This window comes from Nocardia sp. NPDC004573 (genome assembly GCF_053602135.1).
Window position 1 is genome coordinate 217,422 of the sequence record NZ_JBSGDA010000005.1, and the last position, 22,199, is coordinate 239,620.

18 protein-coding genes and 1 pseudogene are annotated in these 22,199 nt (G+C 69.5%); 9 read left to right on the forward strand and 10 right to left on the reverse strand.

Going from position 1 to position 22,199, the window contains the following annotated elements; translation table 11 throughout:
* Positions 1 to 14 precede the first annotated feature (14 nt).
* The 5 genes from ACWEKR_RS10640 to ACWEKR_RS10660 form a co-directional block, all read right to left on the reverse strand.
* Positions 15 to 1,052: a PP2C family protein-serine/threonine phosphatase gene (locus ACWEKR_RS10640; RefSeq protein WP_452354269.1), complete on the reverse strand. Its 1,038-nt coding sequence runs from the start codon at positions 1,050 to 1,052 to the stop codon at positions 15 to 17.
* Positions 1,053 to 1,347: 295 nt separating this feature from the next.
* Positions 1,348 to 2,388 (reverse strand): AraC family transcriptional regulator, encoded by a 1,041-nt coding sequence (locus tag ACWEKR_RS10645; protein ID WP_452354270.1) that lies wholly within the window; start codon positions 2,386 to 2,388, stop codon positions 1,348 to 1,350.
* A 156-nt stretch (positions 2,389 to 2,544) separates the two neighbouring features.
* Entirely contained in the window at positions 2,545 to 3,189 is a 645-nt protein-coding gene (locus ACWEKR_RS10650) for a pentapeptide repeat-containing protein (protein WP_452354271.1), read from the reverse strand.
* A 146-nt stretch (positions 3,190 to 3,335) separates the two neighbouring features.
* Positions 3,336 to 3,740, reverse strand: coding sequence for a hypothetical protein (locus tag ACWEKR_RS10655; protein ID WP_452354272.1), 405 nt, complete (start codon positions 3,738 to 3,740; stop codon positions 3,336 to 3,338).
* Between the two features lie 63 nt (positions 3,741 to 3,803).
* The gene (locus ACWEKR_RS10660; RefSeq protein WP_452354273.1) at positions 3,804 to 4,241 is read right to left on the reverse strand and encodes a MarR family winged helix-turn-helix transcriptional regulator; all 438 of its coding nucleotides are present in this window, start codon (positions 4,239 to 4,241) and stop codon (positions 3,804 to 3,806) included.
* 86 nt (positions 4,242 to 4,327) lie between these two features.
* Here ACWEKR_RS10660 and ACWEKR_RS10665 point away from each other — a divergent pair, with 86 nt between their 5' ends.
* Positions 4,328 to 5,569 (forward strand): epoxide hydrolase family protein, encoded by a 1,242-nt coding sequence (locus ACWEKR_RS10665; RefSeq protein WP_452354274.1) that lies wholly within the window; start codon positions 4,328 to 4,330, stop codon positions 5,567 to 5,569.
* Between the two features lie 484 nt (positions 5,570 to 6,053).
* Here the strand turns inward: ACWEKR_RS10665 and ACWEKR_RS10670 are convergent, their stop codons facing one another.
* Positions 6,054 to 9,239 carry a carboxyl transferase domain-containing protein gene (locus tag ACWEKR_RS10670; protein WP_452354412.1) on the reverse strand — a complete coding sequence of 1,062 codons (3,186 nt, stop codon included), beginning with the start codon at positions 9,237 to 9,239 and terminating at the stop codon, positions 6,054 to 6,056.
* A 56-nt stretch (positions 9,240 to 9,295) separates the two neighbouring features.
* On the opposite strand from ACWEKR_RS10670, the gene ACWEKR_RS10675 reads away from it, so the two are divergent.
* Both ACWEKR_RS10675 and ACWEKR_RS10680 read left to right on the forward strand, forming a co-directional pair.
* Entirely contained in the window at positions 9,296 to 9,904 is a 609-nt protein-coding gene (locus tag ACWEKR_RS10675; RefSeq protein ID WP_452354275.1) for a TetR/AcrR family transcriptional regulator, read from the forward strand.
* A gap of 300 nt (positions 9,905 to 10,204) precedes the next feature.
* Complete coding sequence (locus ACWEKR_RS10680) at positions 10,205 to 10,420, forward strand: hypothetical protein (RefSeq protein ID WP_452354276.1); 216 nt, start codon at positions 10,205 to 10,207, stop codon at positions 10,418 to 10,420.
* 15 nt (positions 10,421 to 10,435) lie between these two features.
* On the opposite strand, the gene ACWEKR_RS10685 is transcribed toward ACWEKR_RS10680, so the two are convergent.
* Positions 10,436 to 11,944, reverse strand: a complete 1,509-nt coding sequence (locus ACWEKR_RS10685; RefSeq protein ID WP_452354277.1) for a flavin-containing monooxygenase — start codon at positions 11,942 to 11,944, stop codon at positions 10,436 to 10,438.
* A 257-nt stretch (positions 11,945 to 12,201) separates the two neighbouring features.
* Between ACWEKR_RS10685 and ACWEKR_RS10690 the strand changes: the two are divergent.
* Positions 12,202 to 13,349, forward strand: a pseudogene (locus tag ACWEKR_RS10690) (LLM class flavin-dependent oxidoreductase).
* Between the two features lie 99 nt (positions 13,350 to 13,448).
* Positions 13,449 to 14,867 carry an amino acid permease gene (locus ACWEKR_RS10695; protein ID WP_452354278.1) on the forward strand — a complete coding sequence of 473 codons (1,419 nt, stop codon included), beginning with the start codon at positions 13,449 to 13,451 and terminating at the stop codon, positions 14,865 to 14,867.
* 1 nt (position 14,868) lies between these two features.
* On the opposite strand, the gene ACWEKR_RS10700 is transcribed toward ACWEKR_RS10695, so the two are convergent.
* Positions 14,869 to 15,744: a VOC family protein gene (locus ACWEKR_RS10700; RefSeq protein WP_452354279.1), complete on the reverse strand. Its 876-nt coding sequence runs from the start codon at positions 15,742 to 15,744 to the stop codon at positions 14,869 to 14,871.
* Positions 15,745 to 15,829: 85 nt separating this feature from the next.
* On the opposite strand from ACWEKR_RS10700, the gene ACWEKR_RS10705 reads away from it, so the two are divergent.
* The 4 genes from ACWEKR_RS10705 to fabG all read left to right on the forward strand — a co-directional run bounded on the left by ACWEKR_RS10705 (position 15,830) and on the right by fabG (position 19,850).
* Positions 15,830 to 16,780 (forward strand): Lrp/AsnC family transcriptional regulator, encoded by a 951-nt coding sequence (locus ACWEKR_RS10705; RefSeq protein ID WP_452354280.1) that lies wholly within the window; start codon positions 15,830 to 15,832, stop codon positions 16,778 to 16,780.
* A gap of 181 nt (positions 16,781 to 16,961) precedes the next feature.
* On the forward strand, positions 16,962 to 17,582 hold the full coding sequence (locus tag ACWEKR_RS10710; protein WP_452354281.1) for an HAD family hydrolase: 621 nt from the start codon (positions 16,962 to 16,964) through the stop codon (positions 17,580 to 17,582).
* Positions 17,583 to 17,934: 352 nt separating this feature from the next.
* Positions 17,935 to 19,083: an acyl-CoA dehydrogenase family protein gene (locus tag ACWEKR_RS10715; RefSeq protein WP_452354282.1), complete on the forward strand. Its 1,149-nt coding sequence runs from the start codon at positions 17,935 to 17,937 to the stop codon at positions 19,081 to 19,083.
* Between the two features lie 14 nt (positions 19,084 to 19,097).
* Positions 19,098 to 19,850 (forward strand): 3-oxoacyl-ACP reductase FabG, encoded by a 753-nt coding sequence (gene fabG / locus ACWEKR_RS10720; RefSeq protein ID WP_195085365.1) that lies wholly within the window; start codon positions 19,098 to 19,100, stop codon positions 19,848 to 19,850.
* Here fabG and ACWEKR_RS10725 read toward each other — a convergent pair.
* Both ACWEKR_RS10725 and ACWEKR_RS10730 read right to left on the reverse strand, forming a co-directional pair.
* A complete protein-coding gene (locus tag ACWEKR_RS10725; RefSeq protein ID WP_452354283.1) occupies positions 19,817 to 20,236 on the reverse strand; it encodes an SDR family NAD(P)-dependent oxidoreductase in 420 nt (139 codons plus the stop codon). The genes fabG and ACWEKR_RS10725 overlap by 34 nt on opposite strands.
* Before the next feature lie 624 nt (positions 20,237 to 20,860).
* Positions 20,861 to 21,349 (reverse strand): DUF4265 domain-containing protein, encoded by a 489-nt coding sequence (locus ACWEKR_RS10730; RefSeq protein ID WP_452354284.1) that lies wholly within the window; start codon positions 21,347 to 21,349, stop codon positions 20,861 to 20,863.
* Between the last annotated feature and the right edge of the window lie 850 nt (positions 21,350 to 22,199).

Below are 22,199 nucleotides of genomic sequence, written 5' to 3' on the forward strand. Positions count from 1 at the left end.
ATGAACACCGCTGTCTATGGAACTGCCGGACCGCTCTCCCACGGCACGGGCGCCAGTGCGACCGTGATGTTGTCGCCGCCGCCGCAACGCAACGCGAACTGCGCCAGTGCGCGCGCCGCGGCCGCGGGCGATGCCCCCGCCACGTGCTGGGCCAGCGCGGACGGAGAAGGCGAGTAGTTCCACAATCCGTCCGAGCACAACAGCAGCATCCCCGGCCCCGCGACGCGCACGGTCCGCACACAATTGTCCGCCCAGGGCTTGGACGGGCTGTCCGCGCCGAGCCAGCGGATCAGCGTGTGCGCGCGAGGGTCGGCCATCGCCGCACGCTCGTCCATCGCGCCCGCGTCGACGAGCGCTTGAGCCCAGGAGTCGTCGACGGTCAAGCGCTGGGCGGGCTCGTCGCCCGCTCGGCCGTCCACGGCCGCGGGCAGCCAATACGCCCTGCTGTCACCGACATTGGCCACGGTGATCTCGGCCTGGTCGCCGTGGTGGGAAACGATGGCGGAGACGTAGGTGCACGAGGGTGCCGGGCCGTCGGGAACGTCGACGTCGCGGACCGCCTGCGCCGCGGCCACCAGCCCGGCCATGACGGCCTCGGTCGCGGGCCTGCCGGAGGCGAGTGCGGCGGCGGTGGCGCCGACGCCGGCCCGGACGGCGGCGCCGGAGGCCACCTGCGGGCGCGACGAGGTCGACACTCCGTCGCTGACCGCGATCACGACGGTCGGGGCCACCCCGGTCGCCGCGCCGTCGAGCACCCCGGCCGCCACGGCATCCTCGTTGCGCGCGTGGACGATGCCGCGATCGGTGAGCACCGCGACCGCGCCGAGATCGGTGTCGAAGCGATCCGGCATCGTCCGGGACCGGCCGCACTGCGCGCAGTGCCCGGTCGCGTCGAATCGATCGCCCCCGCAGTCGACGCACGGCGACGAATCATCAGCGGGCAGCGCGACGTACCGATAACCGAGTTCCGAACCGCAGGACCCGCACCGCGGGCTGTCGAGTCCGACCGCCGAGCATCCCGCGCAGCGTAGGTCGGCGCCTTCGTCGCTCATCGGACGGCTCCCACAACCGAGTGTGCCGCGGCGCCCGCCGGCGCGGAATGCTCCGGAAGTCGTTGGCCCAACCGTAACCACAGTGGCTCGTTGCTGGTGCGAACTTCCACACCCTCCTCCTTCATCTCCCCGGCAGGCCGACTCCGATCGCGATAGTACGGGAGCGTTGCTGGAGGCGATCCCAGCGCCGGATCGACCCGCCCGCTGCCCCGCAGCACGATAGCCGACCGTCTGCCCGCTTCCGCCCGACGTAGGGTGCTCCGGCAGGCCGACGCGCCCGGCGGGAGCGGGACGCTCAGACCAGTTCGGGGGCACGCTGCGAGCGCCTTCCCCGCGAGCGAAACGTCTGTGGAGGGCAGCCCTGCCAGCGGCGGAAGGCTCGGATGAAAGAGGCCGCCTCCGCATAGCCGAGCCGCGCCGCGACCTGTTCCGTCGTCATATCGGTGTGCGCGAGCAACACCTCGGACATGGTCTGACGCACTTCGTCCAGTAAGGCGCGAAACGAGGTTCCCTCCTCGTGCAGCCGCCGCGACAAGGTGCGCGAGCTCATGTACAGCCCGAGCGCGACCGTCGCCTGATCGGGGATCTCACCCGGAGTGCGGACCAGGCGATCACGCACCGACGCGGCGACCCCGGTGCGGGGCCGGTGCCGGTCGAGCAGGTCGCGGCACAGTAGCCCGCAGTTGTCCTTGGCGGCGGCGCTCACCGGCGGCAGGGGCCGGTCGAGCACGCCCCGATCGAAGACCACCGCGCTCATCGGCGCGCCGAAGATCGGCACCACGCCGAAGACGTCCCGATAGCGCTTGGTGTCGCCCGGGCAGGCGTGCCGGAAACTGACCCGCCGCACCGGGACGCCGACGGAGAACAGTTCACGATCGAAGGCGGGCAACCCGGCCAGCGTCGCCTCGGCGAAGCACGCCCGCATGCCGGGCGGAAGATTCGCGTCCTCGAACACCAGCCGGGCTTCACCGTCGGCTTCCTCGACGGTCACTCGCCCGAACGGCACCGCGCGGCCGACGCAGCGCAGCCCCACCTCGATCAGCTCCCGCGGCGTCCGGCTGCCCAGCAGCGCGAGCCCCCACGGCCCGCGCGACCGCATGCGGTGACGGACCGCCGCCGCGAGATGCAACCCGGGCTCGTCGCCGAAGCGGCCGAGCACCGCGCGCACTATCCGCAGTTCGTCGCGGGCGGTGATCTCGGCGCACGGATCGTCCAGTGCGGCCGGCGCCAGCGCCGTTCCGGCCAGGCACTCCGCGGGCGCCATGCCACACTCTCCGGCGATGCGTACCAGAGCGCGCACACCCTCGGTACTGCGGAGGGAATCCGGATCGATCATGGCTCGTGTCCTCGATAAAAGCGGTACTGCGCGGTATCGGCGCAATGTATCAATCGGGTGTCGGGCTCATCGGCGGTTCGCCGAAATGCCGGTGCGGCAGGCGCAGGCGCACGGAGGTGTTCGCCCGGCAGCGGCATCTCGGCGAACCGCAGGTGGTCAATCCGACACGGTGAGACCGATGGAACGCGCGAAGGCGGGCGCGAGATCCATCAGTTGTGGGCCTGTGATCGTCGCGCCGCGCAGGCTGTCGAGCCCGTCGGCGATGTCCAGCGCCGTCGCGCCGCGCAGGTCCACCTTCGCCGAGCGAACGTTGCGCAAAGAAAGGCGGACGAGTTCGGAGCCGGGCACCGTGATGTCGGTCAGGGCTGCTTCGGCGAAATCGCAATCGCGCAGCACACAATCGGTGAAGGACACCTCGCGCAGGTGGGCGCCGCGGAAGTTCACCGAGTCGAACTTGCAGCCTTCGAATCGCACCCGCCGCAGGTTGGCGCCCGCGAAGTCGACGCCAGACATCGCCCCCGACACCACCTCGCCGTCGATCCATGCCGTGTCGGCCAGCTCGGTGCCGACCCAGCGGACATGACGCAGCCACACCTCGGCGAACCGGCTGTAGCGCAGAGTCCCCCGGGTGAAGGTGGTCGAGGTGAACACGGACTCGTTGAACCGCGCGTGCCGCACATCGAGGTCCTCCAGCACGCCGCCGTCCACCCGCACGCAGTCGTAGTCGCCTTCCGCTTCGAGGTCGCCGTCCGGTGCGGTGAGGTATCGCGCGTACGGCAGGTCGTCGAGATCGCGCGCCATGACTCCTCCAGTTCGTCACGAAGATGGGCCGGGTGCCGAGTATCCCGGCGCACCACGACAAGTTCGGCCGCCGATCATGTGAACACCCGCCGCTGACGTCCATGCGGGCGGCGTGGAGAGCAGACAGCGCCTGTCGCCTCGGCTGGTCAGTGGTCGAACTCGAGCCGTTCCCAGCCCAGTGCCGTTCGCCAACCTCCGCGCTGGAATGCCCAGCCCTGGACGGCGTTCACCACGGTCTCGAATGCGGGAGAGTAGACGCCGTCCCACGGAACGTCGTCGCTGACGGTGGCACGGAAATGCGCATCCGGTCCTCCGTCGCGGAATTCGACGATATAGCCGTGCCCCTGCTCAGGATCCACTTGTTCATCGAGGTGAACCTGGATGTAATAGTCGCCGGGTTCGGGGCCGCCGAGCCGGTCGACGATCACGAACGGCACACTCAGGTTCATGTCCGCGAGGATGTCGTGCAGCTGCGTCTCGGAGGGATTCTCGATCGTCCGGTAGGAATCCGTCGCTACGACTCTCGGCGATGTGGTCTGATCTCGAGTCACTCCGAGCAGGGTACGGATCCACCGCTTGCCGCACACCTGCACCGGCGGCGCATGCCGTGCGCGTCAGCGCTCTCGCTGCAACTGGGCGAGCCGGGCGAGGGCGGGCAGTGCGGCGGCGAGCGCCTGGCGGTGTGCGGGGCCGAGTTCGCGAACCATCGGAGTCAGGTATCGGATGCGGTCGTCATGGCGAGCTCGCCGCACCCGCCGGCCCGCCTCGGTCAGGTACACGATGACGGCCCGTCCATCGTCGGGGTCACGGTGGCGCTGCACCAGCCCGTCGCGCTCCAAGCGCGCGATGAGTTGCGTGATGCCCGGCTGGGTCAGCTGCTCGGTCTCGGTCAGATCGGTCAGCCGCGCCGGGCCACGGTGAGCCAGGGTGTCGAGCACCGACAGCGTGGTGAACGGCAGTTTCTCCCGCACCGGGATGCGGATGTAGACCCGGTTGAAGTCCTCGATCGCCGTGGCGAAGGCGTCCACGTCGAAATCGTCGATGTCATCCACACGCCCAACTATATCCGGCGCTTATAAAAGTTGCTTAAATAAGCTGCTTATGCAAAGTGGGCGACCGGACGGCACAGGAGGGCCCGATGAGCGACGGAACCAGTGAGGTGCGACCCTTCCCCTTGACGCCGACGAGGATTCACGTCCCCGACAGCGTGCTCACCGACCTGCGGCAGCGCCTGGATCTGACCCGCCTGCCCGACGATGTCGGCAATGAAGACCGGTACTACGGCGTTCCTCGAAGCTATCTCCAAGAACTCGTCGACTACTGGCGCGATGGATACGACTGGCGCGCAGCCGAGGCCCGGATCAACACCTACCAGCATTACCAGATCGAGATCGATGACGTGCCGGTGCATTTCATGCGCAGGCCCGGCGTCGGGCCGGATCCGACGCCGCTGATACTGACACATGGCTGGCCGTGGACGTTCTGGCACTGGTCCAAGGTCGCCGACCTGCTGGCGGATCCGGGCGTGCACGGCGGTGACCCGGCCGAGGCGTTCGACGTGATCGTGCCCTCGTTTCCCGGCTTCGGGTTCTCCAGCCCATTGGCCAACCGGCCGGACCTGAACTTCTGGAAGGTCGCCGACCTCTGGCACACGCTCATGACCGATGTGCTGGGCCACGAGAAATACGGTGCCGCCGGCTGCGACGTGGGCGCGCTGGTCACCGCGCAACTCGGCCACAAGTACGCCGACGAGTTGTATGCCATCCACATCGGATCCGGACTGAGACTCGACTTCTTCAACGGTGATCGCGCCTGGGACTTCAGCGGCGGCCAGCCGATTCCCGACGGCCTGCCCGCCGAGGTACGCGCCCGAATCGTCGAGTTGGACAGACGTTTCGCCGTCCACCTGGCCGCACACCTGCTCGCTCCCAGCACCCTCGCCCACGCCCTGTCCGATTCCCCGGCGGGCATGCTGGCGTGGATCCTGGAACGTTGGATCAAATGGAGCGACAACGGCGGCGACATCGAAACCGTCTTCAGCAAAGACGATCTCCTCACGCACGCCACGATCTATTGGGCCACCAACACCATCGGCACCTCGATTCGCCTCTACGCCAACCACAACCGCTATCCTTGGACACCTTCGCACGACCGCCTGCCGGTCGTGCAGGCCCCCACCGGCATCACCTTCGTCGGCTACGAGAACCCACCCGGCATCAGCACCGCCCAACGCGTGGAACACTTCCGCACCGGCGACCGCGCCCAGTGGTACAACCACGTCAACCTGACCGTCCACGACCACGGCGGGCACTTCATTCCCTGGGAAATCCCCGGCCGATGGACCGACGACCTACGCCGCACCTTCCGGGGACGGCGTTGACCGGCAACGTCTTCACCAGCGGGCGACACCCGCTCGGGCGTGACAGCTTTCCCGGGCCATCTCACTGCCCCGGATCCGCACCACCGGCCCCGCGTTCGGTCGTGCTCGGCGCGGGTCCGGGATCGGGACGGTGGGTGCGCGGCGCGCTGCGCCAGGCAAGGGATGAGTTCACGGGAAAACTCCGTTCTACTGCGCCGCCACGCGTGAATTCCCCGAAACGAATCGGTTTTCGCGCACGCTGACGCCGATGAGCGAGCAGGAAGCCGTGCCCGGAACGGCACACCGGCTGGTTCCGGCATGTCTCTCTGCCGTGGATGTGTCGTGGGCGTTGCCCGGCTCGCCGGTCCGCGGTCCCGTGGCGAGGACGGACCGTCCTGGCACGGCACCTGATGTGGCGCGCGTGCGGATCATGACCTCAACCGCACCCACCGGCCGGGCGTCGAGCGCGGGGGCCGTCCTCTCCCCGCGCTCGTGGGCCGGTGGGTCAGCGCAGGGTGCGAATCCAGCGGCGGGTGTCGGCCGGATCGATGACGTCGTCGACTTCCAGGACGGTCGCGGCGGTGAGCGCCTTGCCGTTGGCGTAGGCGAGCTGCACCAGATTGTCGAACGCTTGCTGCCGCTCACCCGGATCCTCGATGGCGGCGAGCTCTTTGGCGAAGCCGAGGCGGACCGCGCCTTCCAGACCCATGCCGCCGATTTCCCCGGTCGGCCAGGCGACGACGAACCGGGGCGCGCGGAACGAGCCCGCCGCCATGGCTTGGGCGCCCAGACCGTAGCCCTTGCGCACGATGACGGTGCCCAGCGGCACGGAGAGCGCGGCGGAGTCGATGAACAGGCGACTGAACTTCGTCACCGTGCCGTCCTTCTCCGCGTCGGGGCCCACCATGAATCCCGGTGTGTCACACAAGGAGACGATCGGCAGGCCGTGCGCGTCGCACAGGCGCAGGAACATGCTGAGCTTGTCCGCGGCGGGAGCGTCGATCGCCCCGCCGTGATGGTGGCAGTCGTTGGCGATCAACCCGAACGGCCGTCCTTCGACCCGGATCAGGGCCGTGACGATCCCGGCGGCCCAGTCGCGCCGCAGCTCCAGCACCGACCCGACATCCGCGACGGCCTCGATCACGGCGCGGATGTCGAACGCGCGCAGCCGATTCTCGGGGACGACGTGCCGCGCCAGGCGCGGGTCCGGTGCGATCCAGTCCTCGGTAGCGCCTCGGAAGTAGGCGAGATAGCGACGGGCGGTGGCGACCGCCTCGGCCTCATCGGCGGCGACGATGTGCACGACACCGTTGCGGCGCTGCACCTCGACGGGGCCGATGTCCTCCGGGGCGTACACGCCGAGCCCGCCGCCCTCGATCATGGCGGGGCCGCCCATGCCGATGTTCGCGTCCGGTGTGGCGATCACGACGTCGCACATGCCGAGCAGCGCCGCGTTACCCGCGAAGCACCGGCCGGACACGATCCCGATCAACGGAACCCGGCCCGCGAGCGCACCCATCGCGCGGAAGGTGGTGACGTCGAGTCCGGAGATGCCGGGATAGTCGGTGTCGCCCGGTCTGCCGCCGCCGCCCTCGGTGAAGAACACCACCGGAAGTCCTTGTTCGCGAGCCAGTTCCAGCATCCGGTCGGTCTTGACGTGGTTGCGCATTCCCTGGGTGCCCGCCAGCACCGTGTAGTCGTAGGACAGCACGACCGCACGCGAGCGATCGGGACCGAATCGCTCGGCGTCGATGGTGGCGACCCCCGCGATCAGTCCGTCGGCGGGTGTGTTCGCGATCAGATCCTCCTGGCTGCGGCGCAGGCGCTGCGCAGCGACGGCCAGCGCGCCGTACTCCACGAAACTGTCCGCGTCGACCAGGTCGGTGATGTTCTCCCTGGCGGTGCGCCGCCCGAGCCGATGACGTTTCGCGACCGCCTCCGGGCGGGCTTCGTCGAGGCCGACGCGGTGTCGGGCATCGACCTCGGCGAGATCGGCGCGCACCGCGTCCAAGTCGATCGCGGCGTGTTCCGCGACCGTGCCGTCGTGCTCGGCGGCGACGAAGGTCAGCAGCGGCGCATGCGGATCGACGACCGCGCCGACCGCTACGACGTGGCGGCACACCCGCAGGTCCTGCTCGGCGCGCACCACGTGCTGCATCTTCATCGCTTCCAGCACCGCCACCTCGCCACCCGCCGCGACGACGGCGCCGGATTCGGCGAGAGCGACCACCGTGCCGCCCATCGGCGACCGCACCGCTTCCTCGTCGCCTGCCAGCGTCACCTCGGCCGCCGTGACCTCCTCCGCGTCCGGCGCGACGGGCAGGGCATCGACGAAATCGCTTGCGCGCCGGGCCAACGCATCGACATTCTGCTCGAACCACGTGGTCGGCACGACGCGGCCCTGCGACAGGTCCGCCACGACCGCGCGCAGCACGGCGACGTTCGTGTCCACACCGGTGACGACGGTCTCGGCCAGCGCGTCGGCGCACCGGCGCAGCGCGGCCGGATAGGAGGGACCGGCGGCGACGATCTTCGCCAGCAGGGAGTCGAAGCGCGCGTCCTGGCGCATCCCGGTATACGCGGCGGTGTCGACCCGCACACCGGCGCCGGTCGGGGGCGCGAACCGGGTCAGCGTGCCGGTGCCGGGCAGCACGTCCCCGCCCGCGGTGACGGTTTCGGCGTTCAGGCGCGCCTGCACCGCGTAGCCGCGTGCGGACGCGGGGTCCGGCAACGCGAGATCGGCCAGCGTGGCCCCGCGGGCGAGATCGCATTGCACCGCGACCAGATCGATCCCGGTGACCGCTTCGGTGACGGTGTGCTCCACCTGCAGCCGCGGGTTGACCTCGAGAAACCAGGCCTCCTCGCCGCGCACGAGGAACTCGACGGTGAGGACGCCGCGGCAGCCGACGGATTCGGCGAGCTGGACGGCCCAGCAGTGCAACCGCTCCCGCGACACCGCGGAGAGCTGGGGAGCGGGCGCCACTTCGAGCAGTTTCTGCTGCCTGCGTTGCACACTGCAATCGCGATCGCCGACGGCCGCCGCCGCTGAGCCATCCGCGACGATCTGGACTTCGATGTGACGCGCTCCGCTGACCAGCGCCTCCGCGTAGACCCCGTCGTCGCCGAATCCGGCCAGCGCCTCCGCGCGGCAGCGTTCGAAGGCCTCCGGCACGCGCGCGGCGTCGCGCACCGCTCGCATGCCGCGTCCGCCGCCGCCCCCGGCGGCCTTCACCATCACTCCGTCGGGATGAGCGGCGAGCAGTGTCCGGACCGCGGCGACGTCCGCGCCGCGGCGGGTCGCCGGGAGTACCGGGACGCCCGCGCGTTCGGCCGCCGCGCGCGCCGCGGTCTTGTCCCCGAAGACTTCCAGCGCCTCCGCCGAAGGACCGACGAACACGAGCTCGCTCGCCGCGCACGCGGCCGCGAATTCCGCGCTCTCGCTGAGGAATCCGTAGCCGGGGTGCACCAAGGCGCCCGGCCCCGCCTTTCGCGCCGCCGCGACGACCGCAGGCACGTCGAGGTAGGCCGCGGCGCCGACGCCGGGCAATGCCACCGCGTCGTCGGCCAGACGGACGTGCAACGCGTCCCGTTCCTCCGCCGTATGCATCGCCAGGGTGCGCCAGCCCTGTTCCCGGGCGGTACGCACCACACGCACCGCTATTTCTCCCCTGTTCGCCACGACCAGCTGCATGCCGCCCAGTGTCGTTGACATTGACGTCAACGTCAATATCCGTCACGATGAACTCCGTGACCCAGTCCACCTGGTCGGTGCGTGCCGCGCGGGAGCGTTCGCACACCTCCCGGCACCGCGACCTGCTCGACGCCGCCGCCCGGGTGTTCGCCGAGCGCGGCTACGACAACACCACAGTCGCCGCGATCACCGCGGCGGCGGGCGTCTCCCGGGCGACGATGTACATCTACTTCGCCTCGAAAGAGGAGATCTTCCTCGCGCTGGCCGAGCGGGTCCGCGACGATTTCCTCGCAGCCCAGGAGCCGGGCATCGAGGACGACGATCCGCGAAGGATGCTGCGCGCCACCATCGATTCCTTCGCCACGGCGGTCGCCGCGGCGGGTCCCATGCTGCGCCTGATCGATGAGCGCGGGGCGGTGGACCCCAAGGTCGCCGCGCTGGCCGAGGAGATCACCGAACGCCCGATCCGCCGCTTCACCCGATATCTCCAGCGCCAAATCGACGCAGGCCGCGTCACCCCGGTGACGACGCCGCGGGTGATCGCGGAAACCATCGGCTACACCCTGACCGCGGGCGTGCTCGCGCGCCGCAGCGACGACGAACTCGGTCGCGCCGAATTTCGCGACGCCATCGGGACGATCGCGGAGACTCTGCTCGGTCTGTAACGCGCGAGACGGTTCCGGCTCCGGCCCGGACGGGCATCCCTCGTAGAGTGCGGTGCCTGGCTGGGAGCGCACCGTGCGCGGCGAGCACCCCGCGCCCGGCGGCGGACGTGCGCTACTTCTCGATGTGCGTCTACCCGTCGCTGCTGCCCGGCCCGGTGGGCCGCAACCCCTTGCCGGACGGCAGCGTCGACGAGGGATGCCGCACCGACGACCAGACCGTGGTGGACACCGACGGCTATTACACCTACGTCGTCGGCGCGGAACAGCAACGAGCACGACCAGATCCCCGGCGCGACCTTCGTGCCTTTCGCCTCCGCGTACGCCGACCGGCAGCAGGTGCTCCTGCTGCGCACCATGCTGCCGGACGACGGCTTTGCGCAGGCGGTGCAGCGGGTGCCCGGCGGCACGCCTCCCGCTCAGGCCGCCACCGACATCATGGGCGCCTACTACCCGCGAACCGCGCTGTGCGCGTTGCCCGCGCTGGCGGCGGACACCTCGTCGTGCCCGCCGCAGTGAAGTGATCGGCGGCGCTCAGGCGCTGCGGATGCCTTCCAGCGGCCGTGCGGAGGCCGGCGACTTCTCGGCCCGGCTGAACGCCAGCACTCCGTCCTCGAGTGCGCCTTTGCGCAGCAGCTTGCGGTCGCGGAAGTAGTTGTTGATCACCTGCCAGGGACCGTTGGTACCCTGCCGGGGCATCACCGCGTCGCCGCGCTGGATGTAGCCGGAAGTCAGTGCCCCGCCCATCACCGAATCGGCGCCTCGGTCACGCTCGGCGGCGACGGCCTCCACCCGGGTGAAGCCGTGCTTGTTCATGTGGTTGAGCACGCGGCAGAAGTACTCGGCCGCCAAGTCCGCCTTCAGCGTCCAGGAGGCGTTCGTGTAGCCGAGCACCATCACCGCGTTCGGCACGCCGTCGAGCATGGTTCCCTTGTAGACCACCCGGTCGCGGGTTACCACCGGCTCGCCATCGATCTCGAGTGTCACGCCGCCCAGCATCTGCACGTTCAGGCCGGTGGCGCTGATCACCAGGTCGGCGGGCAGTTCTTCGCCGGAGACGAGGCGGATGCCCATCTCGGTGAAAGTCTCGATGCGGTCGGTGACGATGGAGGCTTTGCCGCTGCGCAGCACCTTGAACAGATCCCCGTTGGGCACTACGCACAGCCGCTGGTCCCACGGGTTGTAACTCGGGGTGAAGTGCCGCATGTCGATGCCAGGGCCGACCTGCATCCGCACGGCGGCCAGCAGCAGCTTCTTGGCCGCTTCCGGATTGGTGCGCGACAGCTGGAAACTCGCGCGCTGCAAAGCGATGTTGCGCGCCCGCCCGATCCGGTAGGCAAGCTTCTCGGGCACCTTGGCGGCTTTCATCCCCACCGCGACCGGGTCGTCGGCGGGCAGCGCGGTGATATACGTCGGCGAGCGCTGCAGCATGGTGACGTGCTCCGCCGCGTCGCTCATCGCCGGGATCAGCGTGATCGCGGTGGCTCCGGAGCCGATCACGACGATCCGCTTGCCGGTGTAGTCGAGGTCTTCGGGCCAATGCTGCGGGTGCACGATCTGCCCGCCGAAGTTCTCCTCGCCCGGGAACCGCGGCCGGTAGCCGTTGTCGTAGTCGTAGTAGCCGGTGCAGCCGACCAGGAAGTCGCTGGTGTAGACCTCGGACTCGCCGGTCTGCTCATCGAGCGCCGCCACGGTCCAGGTGGCCGTCGCACTGGACCAGCGCGCCGTGGTCACCTTCCGGCCGAACCGGATGTGCTCGGTGACGCCGTATTCCGCGGCGGTTTCCTCGATGTACCGGCGGATGTGCGGCCCGTCGGCGAGGACCTTGGTGCCGTTCCACGGCCGGAAGCCGTAACCGAAGGTGTACATGTCGGAATCGGAGCGGATGCCCGGATAACGGAACAGGTCCCAGGTGCCGCCGATGGCCGTCCGGCGCTCCAGGATCGCGTAGCTGCGTCCCGTCTGCTCCTTGGTGAGATGGCAGGCCATGCCGATTCCGGACAGCCCAGCGCCGATGATCAATACGTCGACATGCCGCGTCATTGAGGTACTCGTTTCGTCCGATCCGCCTCGCACCCGGAGGGTGCGTGCTGAGCTCAGATTACGTGTGATTCGTGGTTACGTCTAGTCACGAATATTGACACGGCCGGATACCCGAATAAAAACCGGGCTGGTCGCAAACCGTGACCCGGCCCCGTCGAGCGGCCAGCATGGACCACTGCGGCGAGCCCACCGGGCGCACCGCCTAGATCAATCCGTCATCGGCGCGGCCGCGGTCTCCGGAAGGGAGTTGGCTCAGCATGAGTCTGTCGTTCCACTGGTTCCTGCCCACCTACGGCGATTCCCGCGCCCTGATCGCGGGCGGGCACGGCACCTTCATGTCCGGCGACCGCCCGGCGAGCCTGCGGTACTTGAATCAGATCGGCGCCGCCGCCGAGGACAACGGTTTCGAGGCCGTGCTCACCCCGACCGGCGCGTGGTGCGAGGACGCGTGGCTGACCACCGCGATGATGGTCGAGACCACCGAGACACTCGAGTTCCTGGTCGCCTTCCGTCCCGGCCTGGTGAGCCCGACCCTCGCGGCCCAGATGGCGGCCACCTTCCAGCGGCACTCCAGGGGCAGGCTGCTGCTCAACGTGGTGACCGGCGGAGAGCCGCACGAGCAGCAGGCCTACGGTGACTTCCTGGACAAGACCCAGCGCTACGCCCGCACCGGCGAGTTCCTGCACGTCGTGCGAGAGCTGTGGACCTCCACCGAGCCGGTGAGCTTCGAGGGCGAGCACATCCGAGTCCACCAGGCGCTGCTGGGCAACCGACCGGACCCGGTACCGCCGGTGTTCTTCGGCGGCTCCTCCGAACCGGCGGGCCCGATCGCGGCCCGCTACAGCGACACCTACCTGACCTGGGGCGAGCCGCTGCTCGCGGTGAGCAGGAAGCTGGAATGGATCCGCCGCCTGGCGGTGGACCACGGCCGCGTCCTCGACTACGGCCTGCGCGTCCACGTGATCAGCCGGGACACTTCCGAGCAGGCCTGGGCCGAGGCCGACCGCCTGCTGGCAGGCATCGACCCCGCCGACATCGAGCGGGTGCAGAGCAATCTGGCCCGCAGCGAGTCCGAAGGCCAGCGACGGATGAGCGAACTACACGGCGGCAGCACCGACCGGTTGGAGATCGCGCCCAATCTGTGGGCCGGTGTCGGCCTGGTCCGCGGCGGCGCGGGCACCGCGCTGGTGGGCTCGCACGCCGAAGTCGCCGATCGGCTGGCCGAATACGCGCGTCTGGGCATCAAGCACTTCATCCTCTCCGGCTACCCCCATCTGGAAGAGGCCTACTGGTTCTCGGCGAAGGCGTGCTGCCGATCCTGGAACGCAGGGGCTTGTGGCGGCATCCCAACCGCACCGCTCGCGTCGCCGCCGCCACGCCGTTCGCCGCGTCGTCGAGCAGCTGAGCGCAACACCCCAGTTATTCCCACGCGCTGCGGCGCGGCGAGAATGGTCCATCGGTTCGGCACCGGCCGCGACCGACGGACCGTTCGCGTAAGGGAGTCATGACCACCGAATCAGCCCGGCGTTGGCGCCGCCGCCTGCCCGACACCGCGACCGAGACGGGCGCGCCCACGCTGGCGCGCAGGCTCGGCCGGCTCGATCTCACCGCCATGGGCGTCGGCACCATCGTCGGCGCGGGAATCTTCGTCATCACCGGTGTGGCCGCCGCGGAGAAGGCCGGGCCCGCCATCGTGCTGTCGTTCGCGTTGGCCGGAACGGTGTGCGTGCTGGTCGCCCTGTGCTACAGCGAACTCGCGGCGATGGTTCCGGTCTCCGGCAGCGCCTACACCTACACCTACGCGACCCTCGGCGAAGCACCCGCGTTCCTGGTCGGCTGGAACCTGCTGCTCGAGTTCGTCATCGCGGGAGCCGCGGTGGCGATCGGCTGGTCCGGGACAACGGTGTCCGCGCTGGATTCGCTGTTCGGCATCACCGTCCCGCACGCACTCGTCGCAGGGCCCGCCGAAGGCGGCGTGGTGAACCTGCCCGCCGTACTGATCGTCGCCGCCGTCGTCGCGGTGCTCGTCGGCGAGGTGACGTTCACCGCGCGCATCACCAAGGCGCTGGTCGCGGTGACCATCGGCGTGCTCGTGCTGGTGATCGCCGTCGGCGGCCCGCACGTGAGCGTGGACAATTGGACCCCGTTCGCGCCGTTCGGCATCGGCGGGATCGTCGGCGGCGCCGCGATCGCGTTCTTCGCATTCCTGGGCTTCGACGTGGTCGCCGCGTCGGCGGAGGAGGCCCGTAATCCACGGCGCGACCTGCCGTTCGCGATCATCGGGACGGTACTCATCGCCACCGTGCTCTACGCGCTGGTCAGCGCCGTGCTCACCGGCATGGTGCCGTTCGCCACGTTGAACAACAGCGCGCCGATCGCGACCGCGTTCGGCGCGGTGCGCATCGGCTGGATCGGCGACGTCATCGTGATCGCCTCGATCATCGCGCTCACCAAAGGCCTGCTGCTGATCGTCTACGCGCAGGTGCGGTTGATGTTCGCCATGTGCCGCGACCGGCTGTTGCCCTTCGGTCTCGCGGCGACCGGGAAGCGGTCCACCCCGGTCCGGCTGACCGTGCTGCTCGGCGCGCTCGGCGCGATCATCGCGGGACTGCTGCCGATCGACATCGTGGTCGAGCTGGTGAACATCGGCGCGCTGTCGGCGTTCGCGGTGGTGTGCGTTGGCGTGCTGGTGCTGCGCCGGGCGGAGCCCGAACGGGAACGCCCGTTCCGCACCCCGCTGGTGCCCGTCGTTCCGCTGCTCGCGCTGATCGGCTGCGTCCTGCTCGCGACCACTCTGGAGGCGCTGACCTGGGTGCGCTTCGGCGTGTGGGTGCTGGTCGGCATCGCGGTCTACCTCGGATACGGCCGCAAGCGCTCCACCCTCGCCGAACCGCGCCTCGGCGAGGGCCCCGCCCGCCGCTGACTCAGCGCGCCACGAAGAACAGGCCGGCGCCGTAGGCGTCGCGCGCGGAGACGAAGAATCCCTCGTCCGTCTCGCGCACCGGCACACCCGTGTTCTCGATGACATCGCGTGCGATGCGAAGGTCGCGCACGGCGATCGTCATGGCGGCCAGGTACGACGGTGCGGGCGCCGGCTCGCCCGGCAACACGGCGTCGGCCTGGGACGCGCGCACCAGTTCCAACCGCGCCGTACCCAGCTCCAGCACGGTCAGCGGCCCTTTGCCCACGGCGGGCGCCTCCAGGATGCGGCCGTAGCGTTCGACGATCCCGTCGAACTCGGCATCGGCCGCGACGATCAGCACGGCGGCGATGGCACGCGCGCCGTTCGGGTGCGAGAGGTAGCGCGGCTGGTGCACGTATTCGCGGGTCAGATGCTGGGCGACGCCGAGGAGGGCCTCGGGCGTCGAGCTCGGATCCACGTGCACGGCCCGCGCGCGCACCGTGCGCACGCCGTCCTCGGTCTCGACGTCGCGCTCGAGGTCGAGCACGCCGGTGGCACGCAGCCCCGCCGCGAGCAGCTGCCGCCGCGCGGACTCGGCGTCGCCGGTCTCCAGGTTGAGCAGGCGGAAACCTTCGTACTCGTCGGCCATCGCTTTGGTGTGCCAGGGATCCGGTGCGGTCTCGTCGACGATGCCGAGCAATTCGAGATAGGACCCGCCGAACAACACGCACCGGTTGGCCGTGCATCCGGGCGTGGGCGGCTCGCCCGGCTGTGCGCTGAGCAGGTGCCGCGAGCGGGGACTCAGTGTGAACCCGAGGTCGAGATAGCGGCGTTCCAGGCCGTCCAGATCTCGGGTCAGGATTGCGGTGTGGTGAAGGGCGTCGATGGGTTTCTGCACGCCGTCGATGTTTGTCCCGGCGCCGCCGTACCGCCCGTGCGCACGGGCGATTCGCCGGATTCCGGCACTGCCCTACGCTGACATGGTGGATTCGGTCATCCTGGACGACGTCGACCGGAGTTTGCTGCACGCCCTGCAGCTCGACGGCCGCGCGCCGTTCAGCAGACTCGCGCCGGTGCTGGAGGTCTCCGAACGCACCCTGGCTCGCCGCTACCGGCGGCTGTTCGACACCGGCGGGCTGCGCGTCACCGGGGTCGCCGACACCGCGCGGGTAGGCCAAGCCGAGTGGCTGGTCCGTCTGCGGGTCCGTCCCGATGCCACCGCCGCGCTGGCCGACACGCTGGCGCGCCGGGCCGACACCGCCTGGGTGACCGTCGTCGGCGGTGGGTCCGAGTTGGTCTGCCTGTTCCGCGTTCCCGGCGACGCTCCCCTGCCCGAGCTGGCTCGCCATCCGGCCGTCCACACGGTGGACGCCCACCGCGTGCTGCGGCATGTCATGCAGCGCCGCTGGCAGGGACGGATGTCGGCGCTGTCCACCGAGCAGACCGCGGCCCTGCGTGCGCCCGACACGGATCCGGCCGCGACCGTGACGCCGAGCGAACTGGATCGGCGTCTGCTCCGCGCGCTCGCCGCCGACGGGCGGGCCGCGTATCCGCGCCTGGCACGAGCCGTCGGCTGGTCGGAATCCGCGGTACGGCGGCGGCTCGAGGAATTGCGTCACGCCCGGGTGCTCGGCTTCGACGTCGAGATCGATCCGGCTCTGTTCGGCTACGCCGTGCAGAGCCTGCTGTGGCTCACGGTCGCCCCCGCCCAGCTCGTCGCCGTCGCGACCGCGCTGGCCGCCGATCCGGAGGCGGCGTTCGTCGGCGCCACCACCGGACCGCACAATCTGCTGGTCTGCGTCGTCTGCCGAGACGCGGACGACCTGTTCCGCTACACCACGGAGCGGATCGCGGCGCTGAGCGGGATCCATCGGATGGAGATCAGCCCGATCAGCGGCTACGCCAAGCGTGCGGCGCCACCTCGACGCACCTGACGCGTACTTGCGGTCGATGCCGAAACCGGCGGCGGCACAGTCGCTCAACCGGCATCGAGTGCATCCGGGGTTCCACGTGGATCACGGCTCTCGTTGCGGCGGCACGGCTTTCGCCCGAGGGAGTTGTGAATCACAACAGCCCGACCGGCACGCCGCGGCGCGGGCGATTAGGGTCGGTCAGGTGACCTGGACCGTGGGCTTCGACCTCGACATGACGCTGATCGACTCGCGACCTGGCGTCGCCAGCGCCATCGACCGACTCGGCGCCGAGTTCGGCCTGCCGCTGTCCGGGACGACCTTCGCCGATCGGCTCGGCCCGCCGCTGGCCACCCTGCTCGTCGAAGCGGGCGCGCCCGAAGACCTCGTTCCGGCCCTGGTCACCCGCTACCGAGCGCTCTACCCGACGATCGTCTCGGCGATTCCCCCGATGCCCGGCGCGCAGGCCGCGCTGGCGGCTGTCGAGGCCCGCAACGGGCGAGTGCTCGTGGTCACCGGCAAGCACGCGCCGCTCGCGCAATTGCACATCGCCGAACTCGGCTGGCGCGTCGACCATCTCGCCGGCGACCTCTGGTCGGCGGGCAAGGCGGCGACGCTGCGCGAGCAGGGCGCGAGTCTGTTCGTCGGCGACCACGTCGGCGACATGAACGGCGCGCGCGCCGCGGATGTCTTCGCAGTGGGGGTCAGCACCGGGCCGTGCACGGCCGACGAACTGCGCGCGGCGGGCGCGGACGTGGTGCTCACCGACCTCACCGAGTTCCCCGCCTGGCTCGCGACGGAATGCGGCGCGGTCACCGCCCGATGAACGCCCGAGAACCTCATCAGCCTGACCGGTGAGGGTTGTCGGCGGAATCGGCCGGGTTGTCATTCCCGAAACGACGAGCCGCCGACATGGTCCGCCTGGTGCGGGATGCGTTGCCGCGACCTTCCGCCAAGCGCTTCACGTCCTGCTTCGACATGCAGCGCCGGGGGCACATCGCCATGCGACGTCCGGAGCCCCATTGCGGTCGATTGGCCGGCCACTCGACTATCCAGCTCCGTCGCCGACGGTGAGCGCCGTTACAGCCACGGCCCGCTACGCGCCCTGACCTCGCATTATCACGGCACGCCTGGGCTAAACTTGCGGCGCTAGTTTAATTCTCGCTAGCCTACCGCCCATGAACCTCGAACTGTCCGGCGAGCAGACGGCGGCGCGGCAGCTCGCGGCCGATTTCGTCGACCGGGAGATCGTTCCGCACGCCGCGCGGTGGGATCGCGACGAAAGCGTGGACCGGTCGATCGTGGCCCGGCTCGGCGAACTGGGGTTTCTCGGCCTCACCATCCCCGAGCAGTACGGCGGCAGCGCGGGCGACCATCTCACCTACTGCCTGGTCCTCGAGGAGCTGGGGCGCGGCGACTCGGCTGTGCGCGGCATCGTCTCCGTCTCCCTCGGCCTGGTGGCCAAATCGATCCAGCACTTCGGCACCGAGGAGCAGAAACAGACCTGGCTCACGCCGCTGGTGGCCGGCGAGGCGCTCGGCTGTTTCGCACTCACCGAGCCGGGCACCGGCTCCGACGCCGCCCAGCTGCGCACCCGCGCGGTCCGCGACGGCTCGGACTGGGTGCTGTCGGGCACGAAGATGTTCATCACCAATGGCACCTGGGCCGATGTGGCGTTGGTGTTCGCGCGTAGCGGCGGCGAAGGACACCGGGGCATCACCGCGTTCCTGGTACCGACCGATTCGCCCGGATTCACCGCGCGGGAGGTCCACGGAAAGCTGGGGCTGCGCGGACAGGCCACGGCCGAACTCGTGCTGGACGGTGTGCGTGTTCCCGACAGCGCCCGACTGCACGCCGAGGGTAAGGGCTTCGGTGTGGCGATGGCGGCGCTGGCCAAGGGCCGCATGTCGGTCGCCGCGGGCTGCGTCGGGCTGGCGCAGGCTTGCTTGGACGCCGCCGTCGGCTATGCCACCCAGCGAGAACAGTTCGGCAAGCCGATCGCGGCCCACCAGCTCGTCCAGGAGCTGCTCGCCGATATCGCCCTCGACGTGGACGCGGCGCGGCTGCTGGTGTGGCGGGTCGCCGACCTCGTCGACCGTGGCGAGGAATTCGCCGTGGCGTCCTCCAAGGCGAAGCTGTTCGCTTCCGAGGCGGCGGTCCGGGCGGCCGACCGAGCGGTGCAGGTGTTCGGCGGGTACGGCTACATCGATGAGTTCCCGGTCGGCAAATACCTCCGCGACGCCAAGGTGATGACCCTGTACGAGGGCACGAGCCAGATCCAGAAATTGCTCATCGGCCGCGCACTGACCGGCGTCGCCGCGTTCTGACAGGAGAACATTCGATGCACCGCTTCACCGACCGGATCGCCGTCGTCACCGGTGCGGCCCGCGGCATCGGCGCGGCCACCGCGCTGCGCCTCGCCGCCGAGGGCGCCGCCGTGGCGGTACTCGACCGCGACGCGCCCGACGAGACCGCCGCGCGGATCACCGAAGCCGGCGGGGTGGCCCGCAGCTACGTCTGCGACGTCACCGAGCGCGGCTCGGTCGAGGCGGCGTTCGACCGGGTCGCGACCGATCTGGGCAGCCCGCAGGTCTTGGTCAACAACGCGGGCATCACCCGCGACGACCTGTTCTTCCGCCTGTCCGAGGAGGACTGGCACGCGGTGCTCGCGGTCAATCTGACCGGCGCCTACCACTGTGCGCAGGTCGCGCAGAGGTTCATGACGGCCCAGCGGTACGGCAGGATCGTCTCGCTGTCGAGCCGGTCGGCGCTGGGCAACCGCGGCCAGGCCAATTACGCGGCCGCCAAGGCCGGCATCCAGGGGCTCACCGCGACGCTCGCCCTGGAACTCGGCCCGTACAACATCACCGTCAACGCGGTGGCGCCCGGCTATATCGCCACCGCCATGACCGCGGCCACCGCCGACCGGGTCGGCATGAGCGCCGAGGACCATCAGAAGGCGGCCGCGGAACGTACGCCGCTGGGCCGCGTGGGTCGGCCCGAAGAGGTAGCGGCGGTGATCGCCTTCCTCGCCAGCGACGAGGCGAGTTACGTCAGCGGTCAGACGCTGTACGTCAACGGTGGCGCCCGCTGACGACGGCGAGCGCCGTCGTCGGCAGGCGACCGGTGCAGTCGCGGCGGGGTCACCTGCACCGGGCCTGACACGTTCGTCTCGAACACCGCACGGAAATCCGCGGCCTCGACCAGCTCGGGCGTCTTGCGGGTGCCGCCGATGCCCGCGTTGTCGACCAGTACGTCCGGCCGCGCTGTCCGTCGCGCCACCGCCTCGACCGCGGCCTCGATCGACGCGGCGGAGGTGACGTCGAGCGAGACGAACTCCACTGCTGATCCCCCCTCGGCCAATTCCGCCGCAACCGCCTGGCCCAGCTTCGCGTCGCGCGCCGCGAGAAACACCCGCCAGCCCAAATCGGCCAACCTGCGGACGGTTTCGCGCCCCAAGCCCTTGTTCGCCCCGGTCACCAGGGCGGTCGTCGTTTCGTTTCGTTCACGGAGCCAGCGTCACGTGCCCGGTAGCCGCCCGCCAGGGCTGCCATCTCCTGGGAGTAACGATCCCACCCCGGCGACGACCGGACACGGCATGATCGAGCTGGGGATCGAACCGAGCTGGCCGCGTTGCTGAGACAGGCCCGCGACCGAGTGCGTCCGGGCGACGTCGGGCTGCCCGCGGGGGCGCGCAGGCAGGTGCCGGGTCTGCGCCACGAGGAGGTCGCGCAGCTCGCCGGGGTGACATATGGGTTACGCACTCCTCAAATGCCCGCTTGCTGGAGGGAGACGACGATGTCACCTCTCCATACAGCAGCCCCGTGATTCGGCGCGGCGAGAGCACGAATCCTGACGGATCGGTCAGGCAGTGGTGGAACCGCTACTGCCGGTCCGCGGACCCGGGACAGGCGCGGACGGATGTCCCCAGATCGGTCCTCGACCACATCGCTACCACCAAGTCGGCAAGCATCCTGAAATGCCGACATGCGCGCCTTGCAGGGGCTGCAATATCGAACAGAGTTGAGGCGCACAGCACTTCAGTAGAGCGACGGCAGTAGGTTTGCGACTCGCCGCGCGACAGCAGCCGGGGGCAGGCTGCCATCACCCTCGAGCAGTGGCTTTCCAAGCTGCGGTGACACACCCTTCCTCCCAGTGCCACCAACCCTGTTCTGCACCGTGTTCCAACAGCTTGCGGATCTTTGGCAGGTTCGCCTCCGGCGGTACATCCAAGGCCACCATCCGGTAGCGCTCGATGCCTTCGCCTGTCGTGCCGAGGCGGTGGAAGGCCTTCAATACGCTCTCCCGAGCGGCAACCGAGCCATCGTCTTTCAACACGATCAAGCGGATGGTGCAGTTCTGCGACGGCTGGACCGTCTGACCGGCCCAGAGAACACCCTCATCGTCCGGCTCCACCGTGACGATGTCCCCGTTGGCGATCCCGCGGACGAACCAGGGCGTGTTGTCCAACCGAGCTGTACCGTCACCGAGGTCTACCGCCCACAGGCTTTCGACGCTGGCGGGCGGCCAGCCTTTCTCATCGATGTCCATGCGGAAGTGGACTTTCACGTGGTCGTCCCTGATCTCGGTCACCGGCCTATCATCCAACGATGAACGTCGGCATGAGGCGCGGTGCCCGACATCTGGTCGAGTCCGTTTCCTCATGCCGCGCTCCCGAACCGGACAGGCGACGTTAACCGCATCCGGCTCTCCAGCAACCGTCGCGCGGCCGAAACCGCGCTGGACACCCGATCCCGTATCGGCGCTCCGCATTTCGCGTACCTCCCGATCCTGGGTGCCCGGTCACCTGTTCCGCTTCGCCCATGTGGACGGCTTTCCCGTCCTCCCTGGTGGGGCGTGACTCCCACGACTACTACCGGAACTCTGTCGCCATAGGACCTTCTGTCCCGTAGGCGATCCCACGTTCGTCATCGTCATACGTATCGAGCGCGACGTAGGCGGCCCACTCATCTCCTTGGAATGTCCTCACTGGACATCGCTCCGCATCCGGAAGGCGAGCCGGCCAGCGGACGGGACCGGCCCGGGACACGGCGTCGGTCGTCAAGCATCTTCTTCCGACGGGCGGGCATTTGCACCTTCTGGAGATTGGGCTTCAGGCAATCCAGCTTTCGCCGTATCGCGCGGGTCTCCCGGACGCACCGCCCCGATGCTTGGGCACAGTCGCCGGTTTTCTGACATGCTCTTGTCCCCGTCAACCTTTCGGCCTCAGGTAAGTGATCGGACCCACGAACCTCCTTCCAGTCCATCCCGGCTGCGCCGGGGATATGACGATGCGCATCGTGGCGCACTCCGCAAATGCCGCTGATCGCGCGGCTGCTCCGGGCCTTAGGAGTGCAGAATCGGCCCTGCCGGCCGGGGTGAGATGTTCGCTACACACTCCTTGATCGATCTCTAGCCGCTATCCTTCGACGCGTCCAACTAG

Coding starts and splice junctions, on each gene's coding strand:
- ACWEKR_RS10670 (WP_452354412.1), bottom strand. CDS start 9,239: ATGCAGCTGGTCGTGGCGAACAGGGGAGAAATAGCGGTGCGTGTGGTG.
- ACWEKR_RS10640 (WP_452354269.1), bottom strand. CDS start 1,052: ATGAGCGACGAAGGCGCCGACCTACGCTGCGCGGGATGCTCGGCGGTC.
- fabG (WP_195085365.1), top strand. CDS start 19,098: ATGCACCGCTTCACCGACCGGATCGCCGTCGTCACCGGTGCGGCCCGC.
- ACWEKR_RS10650 (WP_452354271.1), bottom strand. CDS start 3,189: ATGGCGCGCGATCTCGACGACCTGCCGTACGCGCGATACCTCACCGCA.
- ACWEKR_RS10665 (WP_452354274.1), top strand. CDS start 4,328: ATGAGCGACGGAACCAGTGAGGTGCGACCCTTCCCCTTGACGCCGACG.
- ACWEKR_RS10685 (WP_452354277.1), bottom strand. CDS start 11,944: ATGACGCGGCATGTCGACGTATTGATCATCGGCGCTGGGCTGTCCGGA.
- ACWEKR_RS10695 (WP_452354278.1), top strand. CDS start 13,449: ATGACCACCGAATCAGCCCGGCGTTGGCGCCGCCGCCTGCCCGACACC.
- ACWEKR_RS10645 (WP_452354270.1), bottom strand. CDS start 2,388: ATGATCGATCCGGATTCCCTCCGCAGTACCGAGGGTGTGCGCGCTCTG.
- ACWEKR_RS10715 (WP_452354282.1), top strand. CDS start 17,935: ATGAACCTCGAACTGTCCGGCGAGCAGACGGCGGCGCGGCAGCTCGCG.